Source organism: Aeromicrobium alkaliterrae, assembly GCF_039529015.1.
In the GTDB taxonomy this organism is placed as follows: Bacteria; Actinomycetota; Actinomycetes; order Propionibacteriales; family Nocardioidaceae; genus Aeromicrobium; species Aeromicrobium alkaliterrae.
This window is the reverse complement of record NZ_BAAAME010000002.1, coordinates 678,781-698,489: the sequence shown is the minus strand read 5'-3', so window position 1 is coordinate 698,489 and position 19,709 is coordinate 678,781. Positions and strand designations below refer to the sequence as shown.

General features: G+C 71.4%; 20 protein-coding genes and 1 tRNA gene. 10 read left to right on the top strand and 11 right to left on the bottom strand.

Going from position 1 to position 19,709, the window contains the following annotated elements; all coding sequences use genetic code 11:
- Window positions 1–78 precede the first annotated feature (78 nt).
- Genes ABD127_RS04610 through ABD127_RS04595 form a run of 4 tightly spaced genes read left to right on the top strand, consistent with a single transcriptional unit; the run spans window position 79 to window position 3,432 of the window.
- Window positions 79–1,383, top strand: a complete 1,305-nt coding sequence (locus tag ABD127_RS04610) for an acyl-CoA dehydrogenase family protein (protein ID WP_344198198.1) — start codon at window positions 79–81, stop codon at window positions 1,381–1,383.
- 14 nt (window positions 1,384–1,397) lie between these two features.
- Window positions 1,398–2,618, top strand: a complete 1,221-nt coding sequence (locus ABD127_RS04605; RefSeq protein WP_344198196.1) for an acyl-CoA dehydrogenase family protein — start codon at window positions 1,398–1,400, stop codon at window positions 2,616–2,618.
- Between the two features lie 51 nt (window positions 2,619–2,669).
- Window positions 2,670–3,107, top strand: a complete 438-nt coding sequence (locus tag ABD127_RS04600; protein ID WP_344198194.1) for a MarR family winged helix-turn-helix transcriptional regulator — start codon at window positions 2,670–2,672, stop codon at window positions 3,105–3,107.
- Between the two features lies 1 nt (window position 3,108).
- Entirely contained in the window at window positions 3,109–3,432 is a 324-nt protein-coding gene (locus ABD127_RS04595) for a DUF952 domain-containing protein (RefSeq protein ID WP_344198192.1), read from the top strand.
- Here ABD127_RS04595 and ABD127_RS04590 read toward each other — a convergent pair.
- On the bottom strand, window positions 3,417–4,433 hold the full coding sequence (locus tag ABD127_RS04590) for a zinc-dependent alcohol dehydrogenase family protein (RefSeq protein WP_344198190.1): 1,017 nt from the start codon (window positions 4,431–4,433) through the stop codon (window positions 3,417–3,419). The genes ABD127_RS04595 and ABD127_RS04590 overlap by 16 nt on opposite strands.
- A gap of 53 nt (window positions 4,434–4,486) precedes the next feature.
- On the opposite strand from ABD127_RS04590, the gene ABD127_RS04585 reads away from it, so the two are divergent.
- On the top strand, window positions 4,487–4,849 hold the full coding sequence (locus ABD127_RS04585) for an FKBP-type peptidyl-prolyl cis-trans isomerase (protein WP_229054053.1): 363 nt from the start codon (window positions 4,487–4,489) through the stop codon (window positions 4,847–4,849).
- Window positions 4,850–4,989: 140 nt separating this feature from the next.
- Window positions 4,990–5,907: a DUF559 domain-containing protein gene (locus tag ABD127_RS04580; RefSeq protein WP_344198187.1), complete on the top strand. Its 918-nt coding sequence runs from the start codon at window positions 4,990–4,992 to the stop codon at window positions 5,905–5,907.
- Window positions 5,908–5,965: 58 nt separating this feature from the next.
- Here ABD127_RS04580 and hrpA read toward each other — a convergent pair whose 3' ends face one another.
- Genes hrpA through ypfJ form a run of 4 tightly spaced genes read right to left on the bottom strand, consistent with a single transcriptional unit; the run spans window position 5,966 to window position 12,265 of the window.
- Complete coding sequence (hrpA, locus tag ABD127_RS04575; RefSeq protein WP_344198185.1) at window positions 5,966–9,574, bottom strand: ATP-dependent RNA helicase HrpA; 3,609 nt, start codon at window positions 9,572–9,574, stop codon at window positions 5,966–5,968.
- Entirely contained in the window at window positions 9,571–10,602 is a 1,032-nt protein-coding gene (locus ABD127_RS04570) for a nitronate monooxygenase (protein WP_344198183.1), read from the bottom strand. The genes hrpA and ABD127_RS04570 overlap by 4 nt, the downstream gene beginning before the upstream one ends.
- 32 nt (window positions 10,603–10,634) lie before the next feature.
- Complete coding sequence (locus ABD127_RS04565) at window positions 10,635–11,378, bottom strand: CPBP family intramembrane glutamic endopeptidase (RefSeq protein WP_344198181.1); 744 nt, start codon at window positions 11,376–11,378, stop codon at window positions 10,635–10,637.
- On the bottom strand, window positions 11,375–12,265 hold the full coding sequence (gene ypfJ, locus ABD127_RS04560; RefSeq protein WP_344198179.1) for a KPN_02809 family neutral zinc metallopeptidase: 891 nt from the start codon (window positions 12,263–12,265) through the stop codon (window positions 11,375–11,377). The genes ABD127_RS04565 and ypfJ overlap by 4 nt, the downstream gene beginning before the upstream one ends.
- 57 nt (window positions 12,266–12,322) lie before the next feature.
- Between ypfJ and ABD127_RS04555 the strand changes: the two genes are divergently transcribed.
- From ABD127_RS04555 to ABD127_RS04545, 3 genes are all read left to right on the top strand, one after another.
- A complete protein-coding gene (locus ABD127_RS04555) occupies window positions 12,323–13,591 on the top strand; it encodes a DUF445 domain-containing protein (protein ID WP_344198177.1) in 1,269 nt (422 codons plus the stop codon).
- Between the two features lie 17 nt (window positions 13,592–13,608).
- Window positions 13,609–13,845: a DivIVA domain-containing protein gene (locus ABD127_RS04550; protein ID WP_344198175.1), complete on the top strand. Its 237-nt coding sequence runs from the start codon at window positions 13,609–13,611 to the stop codon at window positions 13,843–13,845.
- Between the two features lie 86 nt (window positions 13,846–13,931).
- Window positions 13,932–14,019: transfer RNA gene (locus tag ABD127_RS04545), tRNA-Leu, on the top strand.
- Window positions 14,020–14,086: 67 nt separating this feature from the next.
- Here ABD127_RS04545 and ABD127_RS04540 read toward each other — a convergent pair.
- From ABD127_RS04540 to ABD127_RS04515, 6 genes are all read right to left on the bottom strand, one after another.
- The gene (locus ABD127_RS04540; RefSeq protein WP_344198174.1) at window positions 14,087–14,662 is read right to left on the bottom strand and encodes a hypothetical protein; all 576 of its coding nucleotides are present in this window, start codon (window positions 14,660–14,662) and stop codon (window positions 14,087–14,089) included.
- A 32-nt stretch (window positions 14,663–14,694) separates the two neighbouring features.
- Window positions 14,695–15,657, bottom strand: a complete 963-nt coding sequence (locus tag ABD127_RS04535; RefSeq protein ID WP_344198172.1) for a M23 family metallopeptidase — start codon at window positions 15,655–15,657, stop codon at window positions 14,695–14,697.
- Between the two features lie 158 nt (window positions 15,658–15,815).
- Window positions 15,816–16,085: a hypothetical protein gene (locus ABD127_RS04530; protein ID WP_344198170.1), complete on the bottom strand. Its 270-nt coding sequence runs from the start codon at window positions 16,083–16,085 to the stop codon at window positions 15,816–15,818.
- Window positions 16,082–17,608 (bottom strand): acyl-CoA carboxylase subunit beta, encoded by a 1,527-nt coding sequence (locus tag ABD127_RS04525; protein ID WP_344198168.1) that lies wholly within the window; start codon window positions 17,606–17,608, stop codon window positions 16,082–16,084. The genes ABD127_RS04530 and ABD127_RS04525 overlap by 4 nt, the downstream gene beginning before the upstream one ends.
- Window positions 17,609–17,632: 24 nt before the next feature.
- Window positions 17,633–18,130 carry a hypothetical protein gene (locus ABD127_RS04520; RefSeq protein WP_344198166.1) on the bottom strand — a complete coding sequence of 166 codons (498 nt, stop codon included), beginning with the start codon at window positions 18,128–18,130 and terminating at the stop codon, window positions 17,633–17,635.
- 52 nt (window positions 18,131–18,182) lie between these two features.
- Window positions 18,183–18,515, bottom strand: coding sequence for a YidH family protein (locus ABD127_RS04515; RefSeq protein WP_344198164.1), 333 nt, complete (start codon window positions 18,513–18,515; stop codon window positions 18,183–18,185).
- A 185-nt stretch (window positions 18,516–18,700) separates the two neighbouring features.
- Between ABD127_RS04515 and ABD127_RS04510 the strand changes: the two genes are divergently transcribed.
- Window positions 18,701–19,684 carry an S-layer homology domain-containing protein gene (locus ABD127_RS04510; protein ID WP_344198162.1) on the top strand — a complete coding sequence of 328 codons (984 nt, stop codon included), beginning with the start codon at window positions 18,701–18,703 and terminating at the stop codon, window positions 19,682–19,684.
- The last annotated feature ends 25 nt before the right edge of the window (window positions 19,685–19,709 follow it).

Below are 19,709 nucleotides of genomic sequence, written 5' to 3'. Positions count from 1 at the left end.
ACGTGAGTTACATCTTCGTCTACACTGAGGCTCAGGCGGGCACCTCGTCCGACCTCGCGACTTTCCCAAGGAGCTCTCGTGGCCTCTCGCAAAGACCCCATGGGCATCGGCCTCGCGGTCCTGAACCGCATCGCCAGCTCGCCCGCGATCGATCGGCTGGGCCTGCGCAAGCAGACCGAGAAGGCGGTCTACCACGGCACGCGCGCCGGATTCCAGGCCGCGGGCAGCGCCGGCCGCACGTTCAAGCGCGTCAAGGGCTCCGGCAAGCCCCAGCGCCAGAGCACCTCGGGCGACTCCGGCGTCTTCGACCTCACGCCCACCGAGGACCAGGAGATGATCGTCGGCGTCGTCGCCGAGTTCGCCTCCGAGGTCCTGCGACCGGGCGCCGAGGCCGCGGAGAAGACCGATGACACGCCCAAGGAGGTGCTGGCCCAGACCACCGAGTTCGGCCTGAGCCTGCTCAACGTCCCCGAGGCGCTCGGCGGGCTCTCCGAGGAGCGCTCGGCCACGACCGGCGTCCTCGTCGCCGAGGCTCTCGCCTACGGCGACATGGGCCAGGCCGTCGCGTGTCTCGCCCCCTCGGCGGTCGCCACCGCCATCTCGCTCTGGGGCTCCGACGAGCAGCAGCAGACCTACCTGCCGGCCTTCACGGGCGAGGACGTCCCGGCCGCGGCCCTGGTCTTCGCCGAGCCGACTCCGCTGTTCGACCCGTTCGTGCTCAGCACGACCGCCACGAAGAAGAGCGACGGCTACGTCCTGAACGGCCTGAAGTCCGGCGCGGTGCGGGGCACCGAGGCCGACCTGTTCGTCGTCTCGGCCGACCTGGACGGCAAGCCCGCCCTGTTCGTCGTCGAGGCCTCGGCCGAGGGCGTCGGCGTCGCGGCCGACCCGTCGATGGGTCTGCGGTCCGCCGGCCTGACCCGCCTCAAGCTCGAGGACGCCCCCGCGGCGCTCCTGGGCGACGGCGCGGAGGACGACTACCGCGAGGCCGTGCGCCTGGCCCGCCTCGGCTGGTCGGCGCTCGCGCTGGGCACCGCCAAGGCGGTCCTGGACTACACCAAGGAGTACGTCGTGGGCCGTGAGGCCTTCGGTGAGCCCATCGCGTACCGCCAGTCGGTCGCGTTCATGGTCGCGAACATCGCGATCGAGCTCGAGGGCATGCGCCTGGTCACCCTGAAGGCCGCCTCGCGCGCCGAGCAGGGACAGTCCCACGCCCGCGAGGTCGCGCTCGCCCGCAAGCTCGCGGCCGAGTACGGCATGAAGATCGGCACCGACGGCGTCCAGCTGCTCGGTGGTCACGGATTCGTCAAGGAGCACCCGGTGGAGCGGTGGTACCGCGACCTGCGGGCCGTCGGCCTGATGGAAGGAGCAGTCCTCGTCTGAGGACGGAGCACATCATGATCAATCTCGACACCCCCAAGAAGTTCCGCGCCTTCGTCGTCCAGGCCAACCAGGTCGCCGACAACTTCCTGCGCTCGAACTCCCGCAAGTACGACCTTGCCGAGCACTCCTACCCCAAGGAGCTCGACCTCCTCGCCTCGCTCGTCGACGGCATGAGCGACTCCGGTGAGGGTCAGGGCGCCGGCGCTGCCGGCGTGCGCCGCTCCGAGGACGAGGGCGACGGCAAGAAGCCGAAGGTCAAGAACGGCACCAACCTGAGCTCGGTGCTCTCGGTCATCGAGATGTGCTGGGGCGACGTGGGCCTGCTGCTCTCGATGCCGCGCCAGGGACTCGGCAACTCGGCGATCGCCTCGGTCGCGACCGACGAGCAGCTCGAGAAGTACAAGGGCACCTGGGCCGCGATGGCCATCACCGAGCCCAGCTTCGGGTCCGACTCGGCCGCGATCAAGACGACCGCGGTCAAGGACGGCGACCACTACGTCCTCAACGGCGAGAAGATCTTCGTGACCTCGGGCGACCGGGCCGACTCGGTCGTCGTCTGGGCCACGCTCGACAAGAGCCTCGGCCGCGCGGCGATCAAGTCGTTCGTCGTCAGCAAGGACACCCCGGGCATCCGGGTCGAGCGGCTCGAGCACAAGCTCGGCATCCGCGCGTCCGACACCGCCGTGATCGTCCTGGACAACTGCCGCGTGCACGAGTCGAACCTGCTCGGCAGCCCCGAGGTCGACGTGAAGCAGGGCTTCGCCGGCGCCATGGCGACGTTCGACAACACGCGTCCGCTCGTGGCCGGCATGGCCGTCGGCTGCGCGCGCGCCTCGCTCGAGGTGATCCGCGAGCTGCTGGAGAAGGCCGGCGTCGACATCGACTACGACCGTCCCGCCACGGCCCAGTCGTACGCGGCCGCGACCTTCATCCAGATGGAGGCCGACTGGGAGGCTGCGCTGCTGCTGACCCTCGAGGCCGCGTGGCTCGCCGACAACCGCAAGCCCAACTCCATGGAGGCGTCCATGGCCAAGGCCAAGGCCGGGCGCGTCGGCAACGACATCACGCTGAAGTGCGTCGAGCTGGCCGGCACGCTGGGCTACAGCGAGACCGAGTTCCTCGAGAAGTGGTCGCGCGACTCCAAGATCCTCGACATCTTCGAGGGCACCCAGCAGATCCAGCAGCTCATCGTGGCGCGACGTCTGCTGAACCTGTCGTCCACGCAGCTCAAGTAGGCGTCTCACCTGACGGCTCGGGCTCGGGGTCGGCTTCGGTAGGTTGGATCCATGTCCACCCCCGACGTCGACCTCGAGCTCGAGCTGACTCGCCTCGTGCAGCGGGTCCGCCGCCGCTCGATCCAGATCGTCTCGGGGCTGCACCGCGACCTCGACTACGGGACGTACCTGTTCTTCCTCGCGATCTGCGACGCACCGGGCCAGGTGCGCGGAGCCGACCTCGCCGAGTCGATGGGCGTCCACAAGTCCACCGCGAGCCGGGCCATCGCCGCGCTCGTCAAGTACGGGCTGGTCGAGCAGCACCCCGACCCGAGCGACGGCCGAGCCCGGTTGCTCGTGCCCACCGAGGAGGCGGCCGAGCGGCTGCGCGGGTACCGCACCGAGACGCACGAGCGCCTCGTCCGGCTGCTCGACGGCTGGGAGGTCGCCGAGATCGACGCCTTCTCCGGGGCTCTGCGCCGCTTCAACGACACCGCCGAGTCGTTCTGACGTGCTGATCCACCACCTCGCCCTGCGCAAGCACTGGCAGGAGGCGCAGCGCGTCGGCCACTACACGTGGTCGACCCGCGGCATCACGATCGAGCAGGAGGGCTTCCTCCACGCGTCACGGCCCGACCAGGTCGCCGGGGTGCTGGCGCGGTTCTACGCCGACGTCGAGCTGGCCGACCTCGTCCTCCTCGACATCGAGACCGACCTGCTCGACGTGCCGTGGCGCATCGACCCGGTCGGCGACGACGAGTACCCGCACGTCTACGGGCCGCTGCCGGTCGCGGCGGTCGTCGACGTGCGGGACGTCGCTCAGATCGACAAGTAGGTCTTGATCGCGGTGCGCTCGTCCATCGAGCGGTAGCCGTCGGCGACCTGGTCGAGCGGGATCTTCTGGTCGAAGACGTCGCCGGGCGTGATGGCGCCGGACAGGACGTCGGGCAGCAGCTCGTCGAGGTAGGCGCGCACCGGTGCCACGCCACCGCGCAGGCCCGTGTTGGTGAAGAACATGACCGGGACGTTGAGCTCGACGTCGTGCGGCATGCCGACGTAGCCGACCGTGCCGCCAGGCCGCACCGCACGGAAGGCCTGCTTCATCGAGTCGGTCGTGCCGACGCACTCCAGCACGGCGTCGGCGCCGATGCCGCCGAGGATCTCCTTGACGGCCTCGGCGCCCTCCTTGCCGCGCGTCTCGACGATGTGGTCGGCTCCGAAGCTGCGGGCGACGGCCTGGCGCGGCTCGTGGCGTGACATCGCGATGACGGTGGAGGCGCCCAGCCGCTTCGCGGCGAGCACGGCGGACAGGCCCACGGCGCCGTCACCGACGACGGCGACGGTGCTGCCGGCCGTGACACCGGCGGAGATCGCCGCGTGGTGGCCCGTCGGGAAGACGTCCGACAACGTCAGGAGGTGGGGGAGCAGGGCCTCGTCGACGTCGCCGGGAACCCTGACCAAGGTGCCGTCGGCCCAGGGGACGCGGACGAGCTCGGCCTGGCAGCCGTCGTAGCCGCCGCCGTTGACGCAGGAGGTCTGCACGCCGGCGGCGCAGTGGGCGCACGTGTTGTCGCTGTAGAGGAACGGGGCGATCACGAAGTCGCCGACCTGGACGTCCGCCACCGCCGAGCCGGTGCGCTCGACGACGCCGATGAACTCGTGCCCGATCTTGCGGGGTTCCTTCGCGGCGTTGACGCCGCGGTAGGGCCACAGGTCCGAGCCGCACACGCAGGCGGCGACGACGCGCACGACGGCGTCGGTGTCGTCCTGCAGGTCCGGGTCGGGGAGCGTGTCGAGTCGGATGTCGCCGGGGGCATGAAGAACGGTGGCTCGCATGGGGCCATTCTGCCCGTCGGGACCCGACCGCGCGCGTGTGACAGGATCGGAACATGACCTCCAAGCCTGAAGTCGATTTCATCCCCGGCCCCCCGCCCACCGAGCTGACCGTCACCGACCTCACCGTCGGTGAGGGCGCCGAGGCCGTTCCCGGCGGCGTCGTCGACGTGCACTACGTCGGCGTCGAGTTCGAGACCGGCGAGCAGTTCGACGCGTCCTGGGACCGCGGCCAGTCGGCGCGCTTCCCCCTCCCGAACCTGATCGCCGCGTGGCAGCAGGGCATCCCCGGCATGAAGGTCGGCGGCCGCCGCCAGATCGTCGCCCCGCCGGAGCTCGCCTACGGCCCCGCCGGCGGCGGACACCGCCTGTCGGGCAAGACCCTGGTCTTCGTCATCGACCTCCTCGACGTCGCCTGACCCACCCAGATTTGACGACTTTGGGCCCGCTTTCCTGGAGGAGGCGGGCCCAAAGTCCACAATTCTCCGGCTCGCCGTCGTCGTCCACAGGACCAGCTTTCGTTCGCCCCTGACCGTGGCGTCCCCAGCAGGGTCGAGGGATGGATCTCTCCCGTCCCTTCACCGTCGCGCAGGCAGCCGAGTTCGGCTTGACCCGCAAGCACCTCAGGTCACGCCGGTTTCGGCGGATCTTCCGTGGTGTGTACGTGTCCGCCGCGGTAGAACCCACCTTCACCGTGTGGCTCCAGGCAGCGCTCCTGCTGATGCCCGGTGACGCGGTGGTCAGCCACACGTCAGCGATGAGGCTCTACGGTTTCCAGGGTCGGCGCCGAGGCGTCCTGGAGTTCTCCACGAACACCTCGGCGCACACCATGATCCCGGAGATCGTGCTGCATCGGCGTCGATGGCAGCTTCACCCGCGTCAGGTCCAAGACTTCTGGGCCACCGGCCCCGACCGCACCTTCGTCGACGTCGCAGGACGAACCGCCCTACCGGAGCTGGTTGCCTTCGGCGATCACCTCGTGCAGTCGGGGCACACGACGACCGACGACCTGCGTTGGTACGTCGATTCGCGCCACCTGGACGGCGTGCGTAGGGCCCGCCGGGTAGCGCCGCTGATCCGCGCTGGCGCCGAGTCGCCACCGGAGTCGACCGTACGGGTCATGCTCCGCTTCGGCCGCCTGCCCGAACCGGAGGTGAACGGCGTCATCCTCGACGACGAGGGCGGGTTCCTGGCCCGGGGTGACCTCGTCTACGGGCGCTGGAAGGTCGTCGTCGAGTACGACGGACGCCACCACCTCACCGACACGAGGACCTGGCTGCACGACCTCCGGCGACGAGAGCTTCTCGAGGCCGCAGGGTGGACCGTCATCGTGATCACGGCGGAGGATCTCCGCACCCCCGAGAGGATCCCCCAGCGCGTCTTCACGGCTCTGGCGGCCCACGGATACCGCGGCCCGTACCCGGTCATGAGCGCCCAGTGGCGACAGTGGTTCCCGCCGACCTCCGCCCAGATGTGACGACTTTGCACCCATTTCACCCCGAGAATCGGGCCCAAACTCGACAAATCTGGGCGGGTTAGGGGGTGGGGAGGGTGTCGAGCTGCTTGCGCATCCGCTGGAGGCTGATGGGGTGGGCGGTGCCGAGCTTCTGGGCCGTGAGGCTGACCCTCAGCTCTTCCAGGGACCATCGGATCCTCTGCACGTCTGGTGACAGCTTCTGCCACTCGCTGAGCGTCGCGGTGCGGCGGTGGAACTCGGCCTCCATGTCCTGGGCCGCTGCCAGGTCGTCCGACGTCCCTGGGGTGCGCAGGCGGGCCGCAGCCGCCTGCAGGTAGACGGCCAGGCGCGGCATGCGCTCCACGCCGAGGTCGCGCACGAACCCGGGGTACACGAGCCACGAGAGCTGGACCTTCACGTCCTCGCCCGGCTCGTCGTCACCGGGACGCACCTCACCGAGCCGCTCGTACGCCCGGAGCACCTGCGTCAGCACCCGCTGCGTGACGTCGAAGACCTCGGGCCGCACCGCCTCGGCCAGGGCCCGGAAGCCCTCCTCGTCCGCCGCGGGGCCGCCGTGCTTCACGACGAGGTGGTCGATCGCCGCGAGCCAGCACGCCTCGATGACCTCGGCCGCGTCGCGGTACGGCCCGGTCTGGAGCGTGAGCTTGGCGCGGACGTCGAGCGTGCGGCCGATGGCGGGCACGACCGACGGCAGATCGAAGGAGATGAGCCGCGCCTGTCCACGGATGCCGGCGGCCCGCTGCTCGACAGCCGAGTGCAGCACCTTCAGCCCCACGCTCCTGGTCTCGTCGACGACGGCGGGGTACCCCGTCTGCCGCCCGGCCGTGACCTCGGCCGGGACCGTGCCGAACACCCAGGCGCGTTCGCCCGAGCGCTCGATGCCGCCCGTCGCGTCCTGCAGCTGCTCGCGCAGACGCGGCCGCAGCCGGTCGCGCAGCTCGTCCAGGTCGGCACCACGGGCGACCTCGGCGTCGCCGTCGAGCACGCGGAACTTGACTCGCAGGTGGTCGGGGAGCGCCGTCACGTCGAAGTCGTCAGCCGCGAGCACCGCACCACCGCGGGCCGAGAGCACGCGAGCCAGCTCGGCCGTCACCGAACCGCGCGCAGGGTCCATCAGGCCGAACACCTCGCCCGCCACCTGGGGTGCCGGGACGAACTCGCGTCGCAGCTGCTTCGGCAGCGACCGGATGAGCGCCTCCACGAGCTCGCGCCGGTGTCCCTCGACCTGCCACCCGAAGACCGCTGGATCGAGCGCGGGCAGCTGCTCGAGCGTCACGTCCACCGTGACGCCGTCGTCGACCGTGCCCGGCTCGAAGGTGTACGTCAGGCTCATCGGCGCGCCCTCGGAGAACCACTCCGTGGGGAACTCCTCGGCGTCGGGGGCGTCCTGGCGGACGAGGTCGGTCGTGCGCAGGTCGAGCAGGTCGGGCCGGTCGCGACGCGCCTTCTTCCACCAGCCGTCGAAGTGGCGCGTGGAGACGACGTCGGCCGGCACCCGCTCGTCGTAGAACGCGTACAGGGTCTCGTCGTCGATCCGGAGGTCGCGCCGACGCACGCGTGACTCGAGCGCGTCGACCTCCTCGAGGAGCCGCTGGTTGTGGCGCCAGAACGCGTGGTTGGTGCGCCACTCGCCCTGCACCAGCGCGTGGCGCACGAACAGCTCCCGTGCGAGCGGGGCGTCGAAGCGGGACAGCGGCACCAGCCGGTCCGCGACGACCGGCAGTCCGTAGAGCAGCACCCGCTCGCGCGCCATCGCCGCGCCGCGCTTGGTCGACCAGTGCGGCTCGGCGTACTGACGCTTGACGAGGTGCTCGGCCGCCTCCTCGATCCACTCAGGCTGCACGCGAGCGGCGGTGCGCGCCCACAGGCGGGTCGTCTCGACGAGCTCGGCCGCCATGACCCACGCCGGCGGCTTCTTGGCCAGTCCCGAGCCGGGGAACACCATGAACCGCGCCCCGCGCGCCCCGGCGAACTCGCGGCCGTCGCTCTCGCGCAGGCCGACGTGCGACAGCAGCCCCGTGAGCAGCGCGCGGTGCACCGTGTCGGGATCCGATCCGGGCTCGCCCGCCTTCATGCCGAGGTCCTTGACCGTGCGGCGCAGCTGCGTGTGCACGTCCTGCCACTCGCGGATGCGGAGGTAGTGCAGGTACTCGGCCTTGCACTGGGCGCGGAACTTCGCGTGCGACATCGCGTCGCGCTGCTCGCGCAGGTACGTCCACAGCGAGAGCCAGGAGAGGAAGTCGGAGTCGGGCTGACGGAAGCGCGCGTGCTTCTCGTCGGCGGCCTGCTGCTTCTCGAGGGGGCGCTCGCGCGGGTCCTGGATCGACATCGCGGCGACGATCACGAGCACGTCGGCCAGGCACCCGAGCCGGTCGGCCGCGACGATCATGCGGGCCATCCGCGGGTCGACCGGCAGACGCGACATCGTGCGTCCCAGCCGCGTCAGGCGCAGGGCGCCGTCCTTGCCGTCGACGACGGCGTTGAGCTCGCGCAGCAGGTTGACGCCGTCGGTGACCGAGCGCGAGTCCGGCGGGTCGAGGAAGCCGAAATCCTGGATGGGGCCGAGGTCGAGGGCCGCCATCTGCACGATGACCGAGGCCAGGTTCGTGCGCTGGATCTCGGGGTCGGTGAACTCGGGTCGTCCCTCGAAGTCGTCCTCGGCGTACAGCCGGATGCAGATGCCGTCGGCGACACGACCACAGCGGCCGGCACGCTGCGCAGCGCTGGCCTGGGAGATGGGCTCGATCGGCAGCCGCTGGACCTTGAGCCGCTGGCTGTAGCGGGAGATGCGGGCCAGGCCCGGGTCGATGACGTACCGGATGCCGGGCACGGTCAACGACGTCTCGGCGACGTTGGTCGCCAGCACGATGCGGCGCCCGGGGTGCGAGGCGAAGATCTTCTGCTGGTCGTGCGCGGCGAGCCGGCCGAACAGCGGCAGGATCTCGGTGTTGCGGTACTTCTTGCCGCTCAGGTGCTCGTCGACGTCGCGGATGTCGCGCTCGCCCGGCAGGAAGACGAGGATGTCGCCGTCACGCGGCAGCTCCTCGACCGCGGCGGAGATGCCGTCGAGCAGGTCGCCCGCGTCAGGGTCGCTGAGCGGTCGGTACCGCATCTCCACGGGGTAGGTGCGTCCGCTGACCTCGATCACGGGGGCGTCGAAGAGCGCCGCGAAGCGGTCGACGTCGATCGTCGCCGACGTGATGACGACCTTCAGGTCCGGGCGGCGGGGCAGCAGCTGGCGCAGGTACCCCAGGAGGAAGTCGATCGACAGGGACCGCTCGTGCGCCTCGTCGACGATGATCGTGTCGTAGCGGCGCAGCTCGCGGTCGTGGTGGATCTCCTGCAGCAGGAGTCCGTCGGTGACCAGGCGGATCCGGGTGTCGGCCGAGCTCTTGTCGTCGAAGCGGACCGCGTACCCGACTTCCGTGCCCAGCTCGACGCCGACCTCGTCGGCGATGCGCTTGGCGACCGAGCGTGCGGCGATGCGGCGGGGCTGCGTGTGCGCGATGCGCTCACGCCCGACGCCGAGGGCGATCTTGGGCAGCTGGGTCGTCTTGCCCGACCCGGTCTCGCCCGCGACCACGACGACCTGGTGCGCCGCGATGGCGTCGGCGATCTCGTCGCGCCGGGCCGAGATGGGCAGCGCGTCGTCGAACTGGATCTTCACGACAGGTCGACCCGCACGGGGGAGAGGCGGCGGACGACGTCCCCGGCGGGCCCGGGCCGGGCGTCGCGCCAGGCGGTGCCGGCCCAGAGGTTGACGTGCTCGGCGTCATCGGCCCGACCGGCCGCGGCTCGGAGCGGCTTGGTGAGCTGGTCGACGACCGGGAAGGTCGCCGGAGCGTCGCCGAGCTCGCGGGTCCACGTGTTCGTGAGCCCGCGACCGACGCGACCCGAGAAGGAGCGTGTGGTCGTGCTGCGGCGTCCGGACTCCGCCAGCGCCCGACGGTGCGCTGGACGGGTGCCGGCCTCGTCGGCCAGCAGGAGGGCCGTGCCGACCTGCACCGCGACGGCACCGGCCGCCAGCGCGGCTCGAGTGTCGTCGGCCGAGGCGATGGCTCCCGCGGCGACGAGCGGCAGGTCGCTGACCGCGCGCACCAGCGGCAGCAGGTCGAGATGTGTCAGCGGCGACGGCTCCGCGCGGCGGTCCCAGACGCCACGGTGGCCGCCGGCCTCGTGGCCCTGGACGCAGAGGGCGTCGGCTTCCACCGCCGCAGCTGCTGCGGCCTCGCCCGGGGTCGTGACGGTGACGACCACGACCGTCCCGACGGCGTGCAGCCGGTCGACGTCGGCGGCCGACGGGCAGCCGAAGGTGAACGAGACGACCGGCACCGCCAGGTCGGCCAGGAGGTCCACCTTCTCGGCGTAGTGGTCGGTGTCGTCCCAGCGCGGATGGGGGACCTCCGCACCGAGTCGTTCGGCGACGGGTGCCAGCCTGCGGGCGAACTCAGCGACGGCCGGACCCTCGGTGGCCTCGTCGAGGGTCTCGGCGACGAAGACGTTCACGACGAACGGCGCCGTTGTCGTGCTCCGCACCGCAGCGACCTGCTCGGCGACCGTCGGGACGTCCAGGTACCCGGCCGCGAGCTGCCCGAGACCACCGGCCTCACCGACCGCCGCGACGAGCGCCGGCGTCGAGACGCCGCCGGCCATCGGAGCACCGACGACGGGGTGCCGCAGGGCCGGGAGGAGCATGCCTTCACGGTAGGCGACGGCCCACCGCGAGGTCACCGCAACCCCAGCCGATCGCCGAGGGCCAGGTACCCCACGAAGGCGACGACGTCGAGCAGCGTGTGGGCGATGACGAGCGGCAGCACGCGGCCCGTGCGCTGGAACCACCAGCCGAACACCAACCCCATCACGACGTTGCCGACGGCCTGCCCGAATCCTTGGTACAGGTGGTAGCTGCCGCGGAGCAGCGCGCTCGTGACGATGATCGGCCACGGCCCCCACCCGAGGTCGCGCAGCCGCGTGAAGAGGTAGCCGACGACCACGATCTCCTCGAGCAGCCCGTTCTGCAGCGCCGCGGTCACGAGGATGACGGCGGTCCACCAGTACACGGTGTCGGGGGCCACCACGATGTCGGCGGTCACGCCGAGTGCACGGCCCGCGAAGTACAGGCCCAGCCCGGGGACCCCGATGACGAGGGCCAGGAGGGCGCCGACGGCGGTGTCGCGGCCGGGAGAGCGCAGGTCGAAGCCGATCGAGCGACCGGCGAGGAGGTACAGCGCGAGCGCGACGGGCACGAGCGCGAACCCGATCGAGAGCACCTGCAGCGTGAGGTCGAGCCACTGCTGGTCGGCTCGCGAGGAGTTGAGCGTGGCGGTCGACTGCCGCAGGCCCCCGTTCGTGAGCTTCACGACGAGGCTGAGCACGGCGTAGACCGCCGACTGCCCGAGCGAGAGGCCCAGGACGATCCAGATCTCGGCGGCGACCCGGCGGCGGTCCGCAGTGGTGGTCTCCGCGCTCACAGGTCGTCGGTGCCGAAGGTGTCGCAGGAGCCGATCGTGCCTGACTCGTACCCGGCGAGGAACCAGCGCTGGCGCTGCTCGCTCGACCCGTGGGTCCAGGAGTCGGGGTTCACGGTGCCGCCGCCCAGCTCCTCCTGGATGTGGTCGTCGCCGACCGCCGAGGCCGCCGAGAGGGCGGAGTCGATGTCGTCGCGCGTGAGCGGCTCGATCAGCGTGACGCCGTCGGCGTCCTCGGTCGTGGCGGCGTGGTGCGCCCAGACCCCGGCGAGGCAGTCGGCACGCAGCTCGATGCGGACGCCCGCACTCGTGGGGCCGGTGGAACGGTCCTGCTGGCCGGCCTGCAGGTCGCCGAGGATGTTCTCGACGTGGTGCCCGTACTCGTGGGCGACGACGTACATCTGGGCCAGGTTGCCGCCGTCGGCGCCGAAGCGGCTCGTCAGCTCGTCGAAGAAGGTGGCGTCGATGTAGACCTGCTCGTCGGCGGGGCAGTAGAACGGGCCGACGGCGGCGGTGGCCGAGCCACAGGCCGTCTGCGTCGAGCCGGAGAAGATCACGGTCTTCGCCTCCCGGTACGGCTCGCCGGTCTCGTCCAACAGGGCGTCGCCCCAGTAGTCCTGGACGCTGTTGACCGTGCCGACGATGCGGCAGACGTCGGAGCGGTTCGCGTCGGCGCCCGTCTGGCACTCCGAGACGTCGACACTGCTCCCCGATCCGCCCTGGAGCACCTGGGACGGGTCGAACGGCAGCGTGCCGGAGCCGCCGCTGCCGCCGAGGAAGAGGTAGACCAGCAGGAGCACGACGCTGCCGATGCCACCGCCCGCGATCGCGCCGCCCTTGCCGCCGAGCACCTGGCTGGTGTCGAGGCGCGCCTTGTCGTTGAAGCTCACGTGCGTGAGTCTACGCAGCGACGCGCCGATCGGACCGTGCCTCGATACGCTGGCGAAATGCCCGCCGAGACGACGACGTCGTTCGCCATGCCCGCCGAGCTCTCGGCCAAGGATGCCGAACGTCGCCGCTCGCTCCGGCGCATGCGGGTCGTCGCGACGTCGCTGCTCGTGGTGGCCGCGATCATCTTCGTCCTGACCCGCGACGGCGAGGGGTGGATCGGCTACGTCAACGCCACGGCCGAGGCCGCCATGGTCGGCGCGATCGCCGACTGGTTCGCGGTCACGGCGCTGTTCCGCCACCCGCTCGGCCTCCCGATCCCGCACACCGCGATCATCCCGCGGCGCAAGGAGTCGTTGGGGGAGAGCCTGCAGGACTTCGTCGTCGACAACTTCCTGCAGCCCGAGGTCGTGCGCGAGCGGGTGCTGGCGGTCGGCGTCGCCGACCGGGCGGGTCAGTGGCTGCAGGAGCCGGGCCACGCCGAGCGCCTGGTGCGGGCCGGCTCGCGCATCGCGGCGCACGGGCTCGACCGCATCAGCGACGACGACGTCGAGGCCCTGGTGCGCGACGTCATGGTGCCCAAGCTGAGCGCTGAGCCGATGGGGCCGGCGATCGGGCAGATGATCACCGAGATCGTCAAGGACGGCGCGCACACGGGTCTCGTCGACCTGGTGGCCGAGGAGCTGCACCGCTGGTTGCTCAGCAACGAGGCCGAGGTCGCGCAGATCGTGGAGCAGCGCGCGCCGTGGTGGACGCCGCAGTGGGTCGACGACCGCGTCGCCTCGCGGCTGCACCTGGAGGCCGTGCGCTGGGTCGCCGAGATCCGCGACGACCCGCAGCACCGAGCGCGCGCCGCCTTCGACCACTGGCTGGGCCAGCTCGCCCACGACCTGCAGTTCGACGCCGCCACCCGCGAGCGCGCCGACCGGCTCAAGGAGCGCGTGCTCCACCAGCCGCAGGTCGTGCTGACGGCGGTGTCGCTCTGGACCTCGCTCAAGGGAGTCCTGAGCGAGGCGTTGACCGAGGAGGGGCTGCTGCGTCGCCGCGCGGTCGAGGAGGTCGAGAACCTCGGCCGTCGGCTCCGCGAGGACGACCGGCTCGCCGCCCGGGTCGACGACCTGGCGGCCGACGTCGCCTCGTACACCGTGGAGCGCCACGGCCACGAGCTCGCGACGGTCATCTCGGCCACGGTCTCGCGCTGGGACGGCGTCGAGACGGCGCAGCGCATCGAGCTGCACGTCGGCCGCGACCTGCAGTTCATCCGCATCAACGGCACCGTCGTCGGCGGTCTCGCCGGACTCGTGATCCACACGCTCGCTCATCTGTGACCACCAGGAGCCACCCCATGACCACCCCCCGATTCACGCTCGTCCGGTTCCGTGAGGGCTACGACATCGAGGAGGTCGACGCGTTCGTCAAGGACGTCGACACGGCGCTGGCCAGCCGCCGGACCGAGCCCGGGCTGGCCGAGCGGATCACCGCGGCGCGCTTCACGCCCCGGCGCTTCCGGCAGGCGTACGACATGGGCGAGGTCGACCAGCACCTCGACGAGCTGCACCGCCAGGCATCCGCCTCGTCGTGACGTCCCCCCGATTCGGACACCCGGACGTCGTTTGCTAAGATCGCACGCGCTGCCGAAGCCGGTCAGGCGGGAGCAGCGAGTCACACGTCCGGGTGGCGGAATGGTAGACGCGCTAGCTTGAGGTGCTAGTGCCCTTAATGGGGCGTGGGGGTTCAAGTCCCCCCTCGGACACCAGCAGGATCCCTGAAGTTCCAGGGAAGAACGAAGGCCCTCCACGAGAGATCGGGGAGGGCCTTCGTCGTCACGACGATCGGGTGACCTCGTCCACCCACGCGCTGAACGGGTCGGGCTCCTGGACCGTCCAGTGCTCCGGAACGTCGACGCCGAGCTCGGACTCCACCCAAGCCCGGAACTGCGCGAGCGCCGCCACGGACTCCCCGTCCTCGTCCTCGTCGGGTGCCTCGGGCAGCACGTAGTCGGCCAGCTCGAGGTAGCCGATGGCGATGAGTCGCAGGAAGTCGACGGCGTCGTCGGCGAGCAGGAGACGCTCGCCCTCCGACCCCAGCAGGACGAAACGCACCGTGTCCGTCGGATCGAGCCAGAGCGCTGCGAAGCTCCCGCTCCCGTCGGTCTGCCCCAGCGGGAAGAGACGGTCGTGACCGGGCTCGCCCGGCTCGAACCAGCCCGTCAGCGTCTCGGACGGCGAGAAGACGATGCCGAGCTGGGCGCGCCCCTCGAACGGTGTCAGGTAGTACGTGCCGCGGGTCTCGAAGCCCCAGCCCTGGTCCTCCATCCAGGTCCAGGCTCGTTCGAGCGGCTCGGGGAGCGTCAGGCCAGCGGGCAACGTCGGTCGGATCAGGTCAGCGAGGTGCGACATGGGTCCAGCCTGCCGGATCTCGAGGCACGTCGTCAGACGGCGAGGCCGTAGAAGGCCAGCCACGTCCGCGGGTTCGTGCGGGTGGTTCCCGCGAGGTGGACCTCCAGGTGCAGGTGCGGGCCCGTCGAGTTGCCCGTCGATCCGACGTAGCCGATCACGTCGCCGGCCGCGACCGTCGTGCCGGTCGTGGCCTCGAAGCGGGACTGGTGGGCGTACCAGAGCTGCGTGCCGTCGCGGAGACGCTGGACCGTCAGCTGGCCGTAACCCCCGGCGTTGCCGGTGCGCTCGATCAGACCGTCGGCGACGGCGAGGATGGGCGTCCCCGCGGGCGCGGCGAGGTCGAGGCCGGTGTGGCACGCGACCAGGCCCGGCACGGTCGGGCTGTTGCGGAGCCCGTACTCGCTCGTGACGCGGTACCCGCTGAGGGGGAGCCGGAACGCCTGGGGCGCTGCGCTCGTGACCTGCACCCGGAAGGACGCGGGCACGACGGTGCCGTCCTCGGCCTCCGGGGCGGGGGGCGCCGTGGGCGTGGGCGTGGGTGTCGGGGTCACCTCGCTCGGCGGGGGCGTCGGCGTCGGGGTGGGCGGCGGGGTCGGCGTGACCGGTGCCGGTGGTGCGGGACTCGGGGGAGCCGGTGCAGCAGGCGCGGGTGCGATCGGCGGCGGGACGGCCGGAGCGGGAACGCCCGCGTCGGGCATGTCGACGTGCGGGTCGTGCACGTACGGGTTGCCCGCGATCGTGGCGGCGCACGGGGTCGGCATCGGATCGACGTAGACACCCGACGCGAACAGCGCTCCGGGCGGCTGGGTCGCGAGGGCACCCGGTGGGGTCGGGGGCTGCTGGCCGTACCAGTCGGGCGTCGTCTCGAGCGCGGTCGCGCTGGCGGGCTCGGCGGCGGTGCCGGCTGACGGCGTCAGCGTCGCAACCGTGAGGACCACCGCGGTGAGGCCGACGGCGAACGTCGGCAGGTGTCGGGCGTGGGTGGCCACGGTCATCCGGACGAGCTCCTGAGGGGATCGTGCCCCCTGGACGGGAGCGGGCACCCGTCTGGGGGCCCGGTCGGTCACAGTGGTCGCGTCGGGTGGGCGGCCGGGGTGCACGACGTGTCCGGGCGCTGAACGTCCCCTGAACCGTGGACGGACGCCGCTGGGGATCAGAGATCCAGGACGAAGACTCCGACGATGCCGGCCAGGGCGACCACGAAACCGATGACCAGGCCGAGACGCGCCTTCCAGATCAGCGTCTCCACCGTGTCGTCGCCGAATCCGCGCGACCCTGGTCGACCGAGCCGGACGTGGCGCGAGAGCCACCGCACGAACGGGCCGCAGTACCGGAACATCAGCCAGAACAGCACGCAGAACACGGCGACGAAGGCGATGACGAACCACGTCACGGACCCGCCGTCACCCTCCGCGCCGTTCACGAGGGCCACCGTTCGCCCGAGCGTCCTGCAGCGCGGAGCGTCGCCGCGATCACGGCCGGCGTCTCGGCCGGGTCCAGCACGTCGTCGATCTCGAACACCCGCGCCACGTTGAGCGCCTTGGCGTGCTGGCGCAGGTCCTCGGTGTGGCGAGCCACCGCGGCCTCGCGGTCCGGCTCGTCCATCGCGGCGAGCTCGTGGGCCATCGACAGGCGGACCGCGCCCTCCAGACCCATGGCGCCGAGGTGGGCCTCGGGCCAGGCGACCGTCAGGACGGGGCGGTGGGTGCTGCCGCCCAGCATCGCCTGCGCGCCGAGCCCGTAGCCGCGCCGCAGCACGACGCCTACGAGCGGCACCGTCAGGCGGGCGCCGGCGGTGACCATGCGGGCGGCCTCGCGGACCAGGCCCGTGCGCTCGGCCTCCGGGCCGACCATGAAGCCGGGGGTGTCGACCAGCGAGACCACCGGGATCCGCCAGCGCTCGCAGAGGTCGAGGAAGTCCGCGGCCTTCGACGAGGCTCCGGTCGTGATCGCCCCCGCGAGGTGGGTCGACTGGTTCGCGACGATCCCCACCGGGAGACCGTTGATGCGCGCGAACGCCGTGACGAGCTCCGGGGCGAACGCCTCCCGGAGCCACAGCACCGTGTCGGGGTCGGCGAGCGCCTCGACGACAGGCCGGACGTCGAAGGCCTCGCGGTCGTTGTCCGGCAACGCGGTGCGCAGCGACTCGGCGTCCGCCGGTGCTGAGCGCTCCGCAGGACCGGAGAGCAGCGCCAGCAGCTCGCGCACGACGGTCACGGCTGCGGCCTCGTCCGGCACCACGACGTCGAGCACCCCGTTCGCCGCCTGGTCGGACACGGGACCGATCTCCTCGGGCGTGACGTGGCCGAGGCCACCGCCGGCGATCATCGCCGGCCCTGCCATGCCGAGATTCGCGTCCGGTGTCGCGATGCGCAGGTCGGCACAGCCCGCGATGACCGCGTTGCCGGCGAAGCACCGGCCCGACACCACCGCGATGCGCGGCACGACACCCTGGAGCTCGCCCCAGAGGGCGAAGGACCCGACGTCGAGTGCCGAGACCAGGGGGATGTCGGTGTCGCCGGGCCGGCCGCCCCCGCCCTCGGTGAAGAACACCGTCGGCAGACGCAGGCGACCCGCGAGCTCGATCAGGCGGTCGGACTTGCGGTGGCCGCGCATGCCCTGCGTCCCGGCCATCACGAGGTAGTCGTACGAGAGGACCGCGCACGGTCGCTCGTCGACCGTCGCGGTCCCGCCGATGATGCCGTCGGCCGGAGCCTCGACGACGAGGTCGGCCAGGTCGCGCCGTCCCTCCTGGGCTGCGGTGACGAACCGCCCGTACTCGACCAGCGAGCCGTCGTCGACGAGGTCGGCGATGTCCTCCCGCGCCGTCCGGCGTCCACGGGCGTGCCACCGCGCGACCTTCTCGGGTCGCGCGGCGTCGGTCGTCAGGAAGCGACGGGCCAGCACCTCGCGCAGGCCGTCAGCGGGGCGTTCGTCGTCGGCCATGGCGTCATCATCGCGCACGGTGCCCTAGCTGTAGGGGACCACCAGGATGTCGACGTCCGCCTGGACCGTCGCGCCGACGCAGTCCGGCACGGGCTCGTCGCGTCCGGTGTAGATCACGTCGAAGTCCAGGTCGCTGCGCTGCTCGATGCGCTTGCCGACGAGATGGTTCTCGACCTTCGCGACGATCCCCGCGCGGCTGGCGCCGGTGCACTCCGGCCCACCGCCGGACATCTTCAAGGACTTGATCTCGACGGTGGAGATCTTGACGGCCTCGCGCTCGCGGTTCTCGACCGTGTACGAGACGGTGACCTCGTCACCCTCCGGGACCTCGACGGCATCGCCCTTGTTGACGAGCATCTCGGTACCGGAGCCGTCGCCGCCGCCGTTGTCGCCACCGCTGCCGAAGAGTCCCGGTGCGAAGACCTGCTGGAGCACGAACGCGACTCCCGCCACCGCGATCACGACCCAGCTGATCGGCTTCTTGAGCCAGTCACCCAAGGTGCTGGTGCTTGATTGGGTCATATGGATTTCCCCCGTCCATCGGCCTGTGTCGCGACCAGTCTGTCGTATCGCGTCAGTCGACGAACGTCAGCATGACCGCGGTGAGCACGAACGCCACGACGAGGACCGCGGCGGCGATCGACGGGCCGAGGGTCCCGGGCGGTCGCGGGTCGAGCGCGACCAGGCGACGATGCGCGTGCCGGTAGCGCTGCGTGCCGTAGAGGACGGCTGCCACGCCGGTCAGCACCAGCGGCAGCCCCGAGAGCACGCTCGCGCGGGTCACCGCGTCCGGATCGGCGAACCGCATGACCGCGAGCCCGACCACGAGGACCGCCGCTCCGGTGCGGAGCCACGCCAGGTGGGTGCGCTCGTTGGCCAGGTGGTCACGCCAGGTGTCGTCCTGCACACCCTCACTGTGCCACCGCCGGGACCGTGCCGGGAGAGCCCCCTGGAAGGGGCTCCGAAGGACTACGCATCCGAGGCCCCAGACACAACTTCCGCGCGCATACTGACGTCCAGGCGTGCGGTCCGCGCCCCTCCTCGCAGCTTCCTGGCTCCCGGATCACGACCCTCTTCTGCCTAGGAGCTGCCATGTCAGCCTGGTCTGCCCATCGTCGCGTCGCAGGAGCCGTGGTCGCGGGTCTCGCGCTCACGCTCGTGCCTGCCGTCACCGTCTCCGCGTCGGCCGCAGTGGCGCCTGCGCCCCCGTCCTCCGTGCGCGTCGACCGGTCGATCCCGCCGGTGCAGGGCGAGATCAACATCACCTGGAACGCGTCGCCGACGTCGGACATCTCCGAGTACCAGATCATCTCGACGTACGAGGACGGCAGCTCCGGGCTCGACTACCGGGGCGCCGGGACCCTCCAGTACACCGTGCAGGGCGTCGATCCCGGCGAGTCGGTCGACATCGAGGTCCGCTCGCTGCGCTCCGAGGTGCTCTCCGAGCCGGCGACCCTGCGCGCCACCGGCCTCGACAGCGGCCCGGCGTACAACTTCACCGACGTCCCCGGCAACACCTTCTCCTACGAGATCGCCTGGTTGTCGTCGCGCGGCATCACGACGGGCTACGTGAACCCGAACGGCTCGCGCACCTTCGCGCCGTCCGCCCCGGTCCTGCGCGAGCAGATGGCCGCGTTCCTGTACCGCCTGGCGGACCCGGAGTACGCCGCGCCGACGGTGTCCCCGTTCGCCGACGTCCCCACCTCGGCGACGTTCTACCGCCAGATCTCCTGGCTCTACGAGACCGGCATCTCCACGGGCTACGTGAGCCCGAGCGGCGTGCGCACCTTCGCGCCCTCCGCGCCGGTCCTGCGCGAGCAGATGGCGGCGTTCCTGTACCGCTACGACGGAACCTCGGCGACGTCGGAGGCGCAGACGTTCGTCGACGTGCCGACCACGGCGACGTTCCACCGCCAGATCGAGTGGCTCGCGGCGCAGGGCATCTCGACGGGCTACCTGGAGCCCAACGGGCAGAAGACGTTCCGCGGCGGCCAGCCGGTGCTGCGCGAGCAGATGGCGGCGTTCATCTACCGCTACGAGACCGGGCCGTTCGGGCAGAACATGTGGGTCTCCTGACCCACGGCACGACGACAGCGCCCCG

What these genes read in the sequence shown, in the direction of transcription:
- ABD127_RS04605 (WP_344198196.1), top strand. Translation starts at nt 1,398, where the DNA reads ATGATCAATCTCGACACCCCCAAGAAGTTCCGCGCCTTCGTCGTCCAG.
- ABD127_RS04600 (WP_344198194.1), top strand. Translation starts at nt 2,670, where the DNA reads ATGTCCACCCCCGACGTCGACCTCGAGCTCGAGCTGACTCGCCTCGTG.
- ABD127_RS04590 (WP_344198190.1), bottom strand. Translation starts at nt 4,433, where the DNA reads ATGCGAGCCACCGTTCTTCATGCCCCCGGCGACATCCGACTCGACACG.
- ABD127_RS04585 (WP_229054053.1), top strand. Translation starts at nt 4,487, where the DNA reads ATGACCTCCAAGCCTGAAGTCGATTTCATCCCCGGCCCCCCGCCCACC.
- ABD127_RS04580 (WP_344198187.1), top strand. Translation starts at nt 4,990, where the DNA reads ATGGATCTCTCCCGTCCCTTCACCGTCGCGCAGGCAGCCGAGTTCGGC.
- ABD127_RS04570 (WP_344198183.1), bottom strand. Translation starts at nt 10,602, where the DNA reads ATGCTCCTCCCGGCCCTGCGGCACCCCGTCGTCGGTGCTCCGATGGCC.
- ABD127_RS04555 (WP_344198177.1), top strand. Translation starts at nt 12,323, where the DNA reads ATGCCCGCCGAGACGACGACGTCGTTCGCCATGCCCGCCGAGCTCTCG.
- ABD127_RS04550 (WP_344198175.1), top strand. Translation starts at nt 13,609, where the DNA reads ATGACCACCCCCCGATTCACGCTCGTCCGGTTCCGTGAGGGCTACGAC.
- ABD127_RS04540 (WP_344198174.1), bottom strand. Translation starts at nt 14,662, where the DNA reads ATGTCGCACCTCGCTGACCTGATCCGACCGACGTTGCCCGCTGGCCTG.
- ABD127_RS04535 (WP_344198172.1), bottom strand. Translation starts at nt 15,657, where the DNA reads ATGACCGTGGCCACCCACGCCCGACACCTGCCGACGTTCGCCGTCGGC.
- ABD127_RS04525 (WP_344198168.1), bottom strand. Translation starts at nt 17,608, where the DNA reads ATGGCCGACGACGAACGCCCCGCTGACGGCCTGCGCGAGGTGCTGGCC.
- ABD127_RS04520 (WP_344198166.1), bottom strand. Translation starts at nt 18,130, where the DNA reads ATGACCCAATCAAGCACCAGCACCTTGGGTGACTGGCTCAAGAAGCCG.
- ABD127_RS04510 (WP_344198162.1), top strand. Translation starts at nt 18,701, where the DNA reads ATGTCAGCCTGGTCTGCCCATCGTCGCGTCGCAGGAGCCGTGGTCGCG.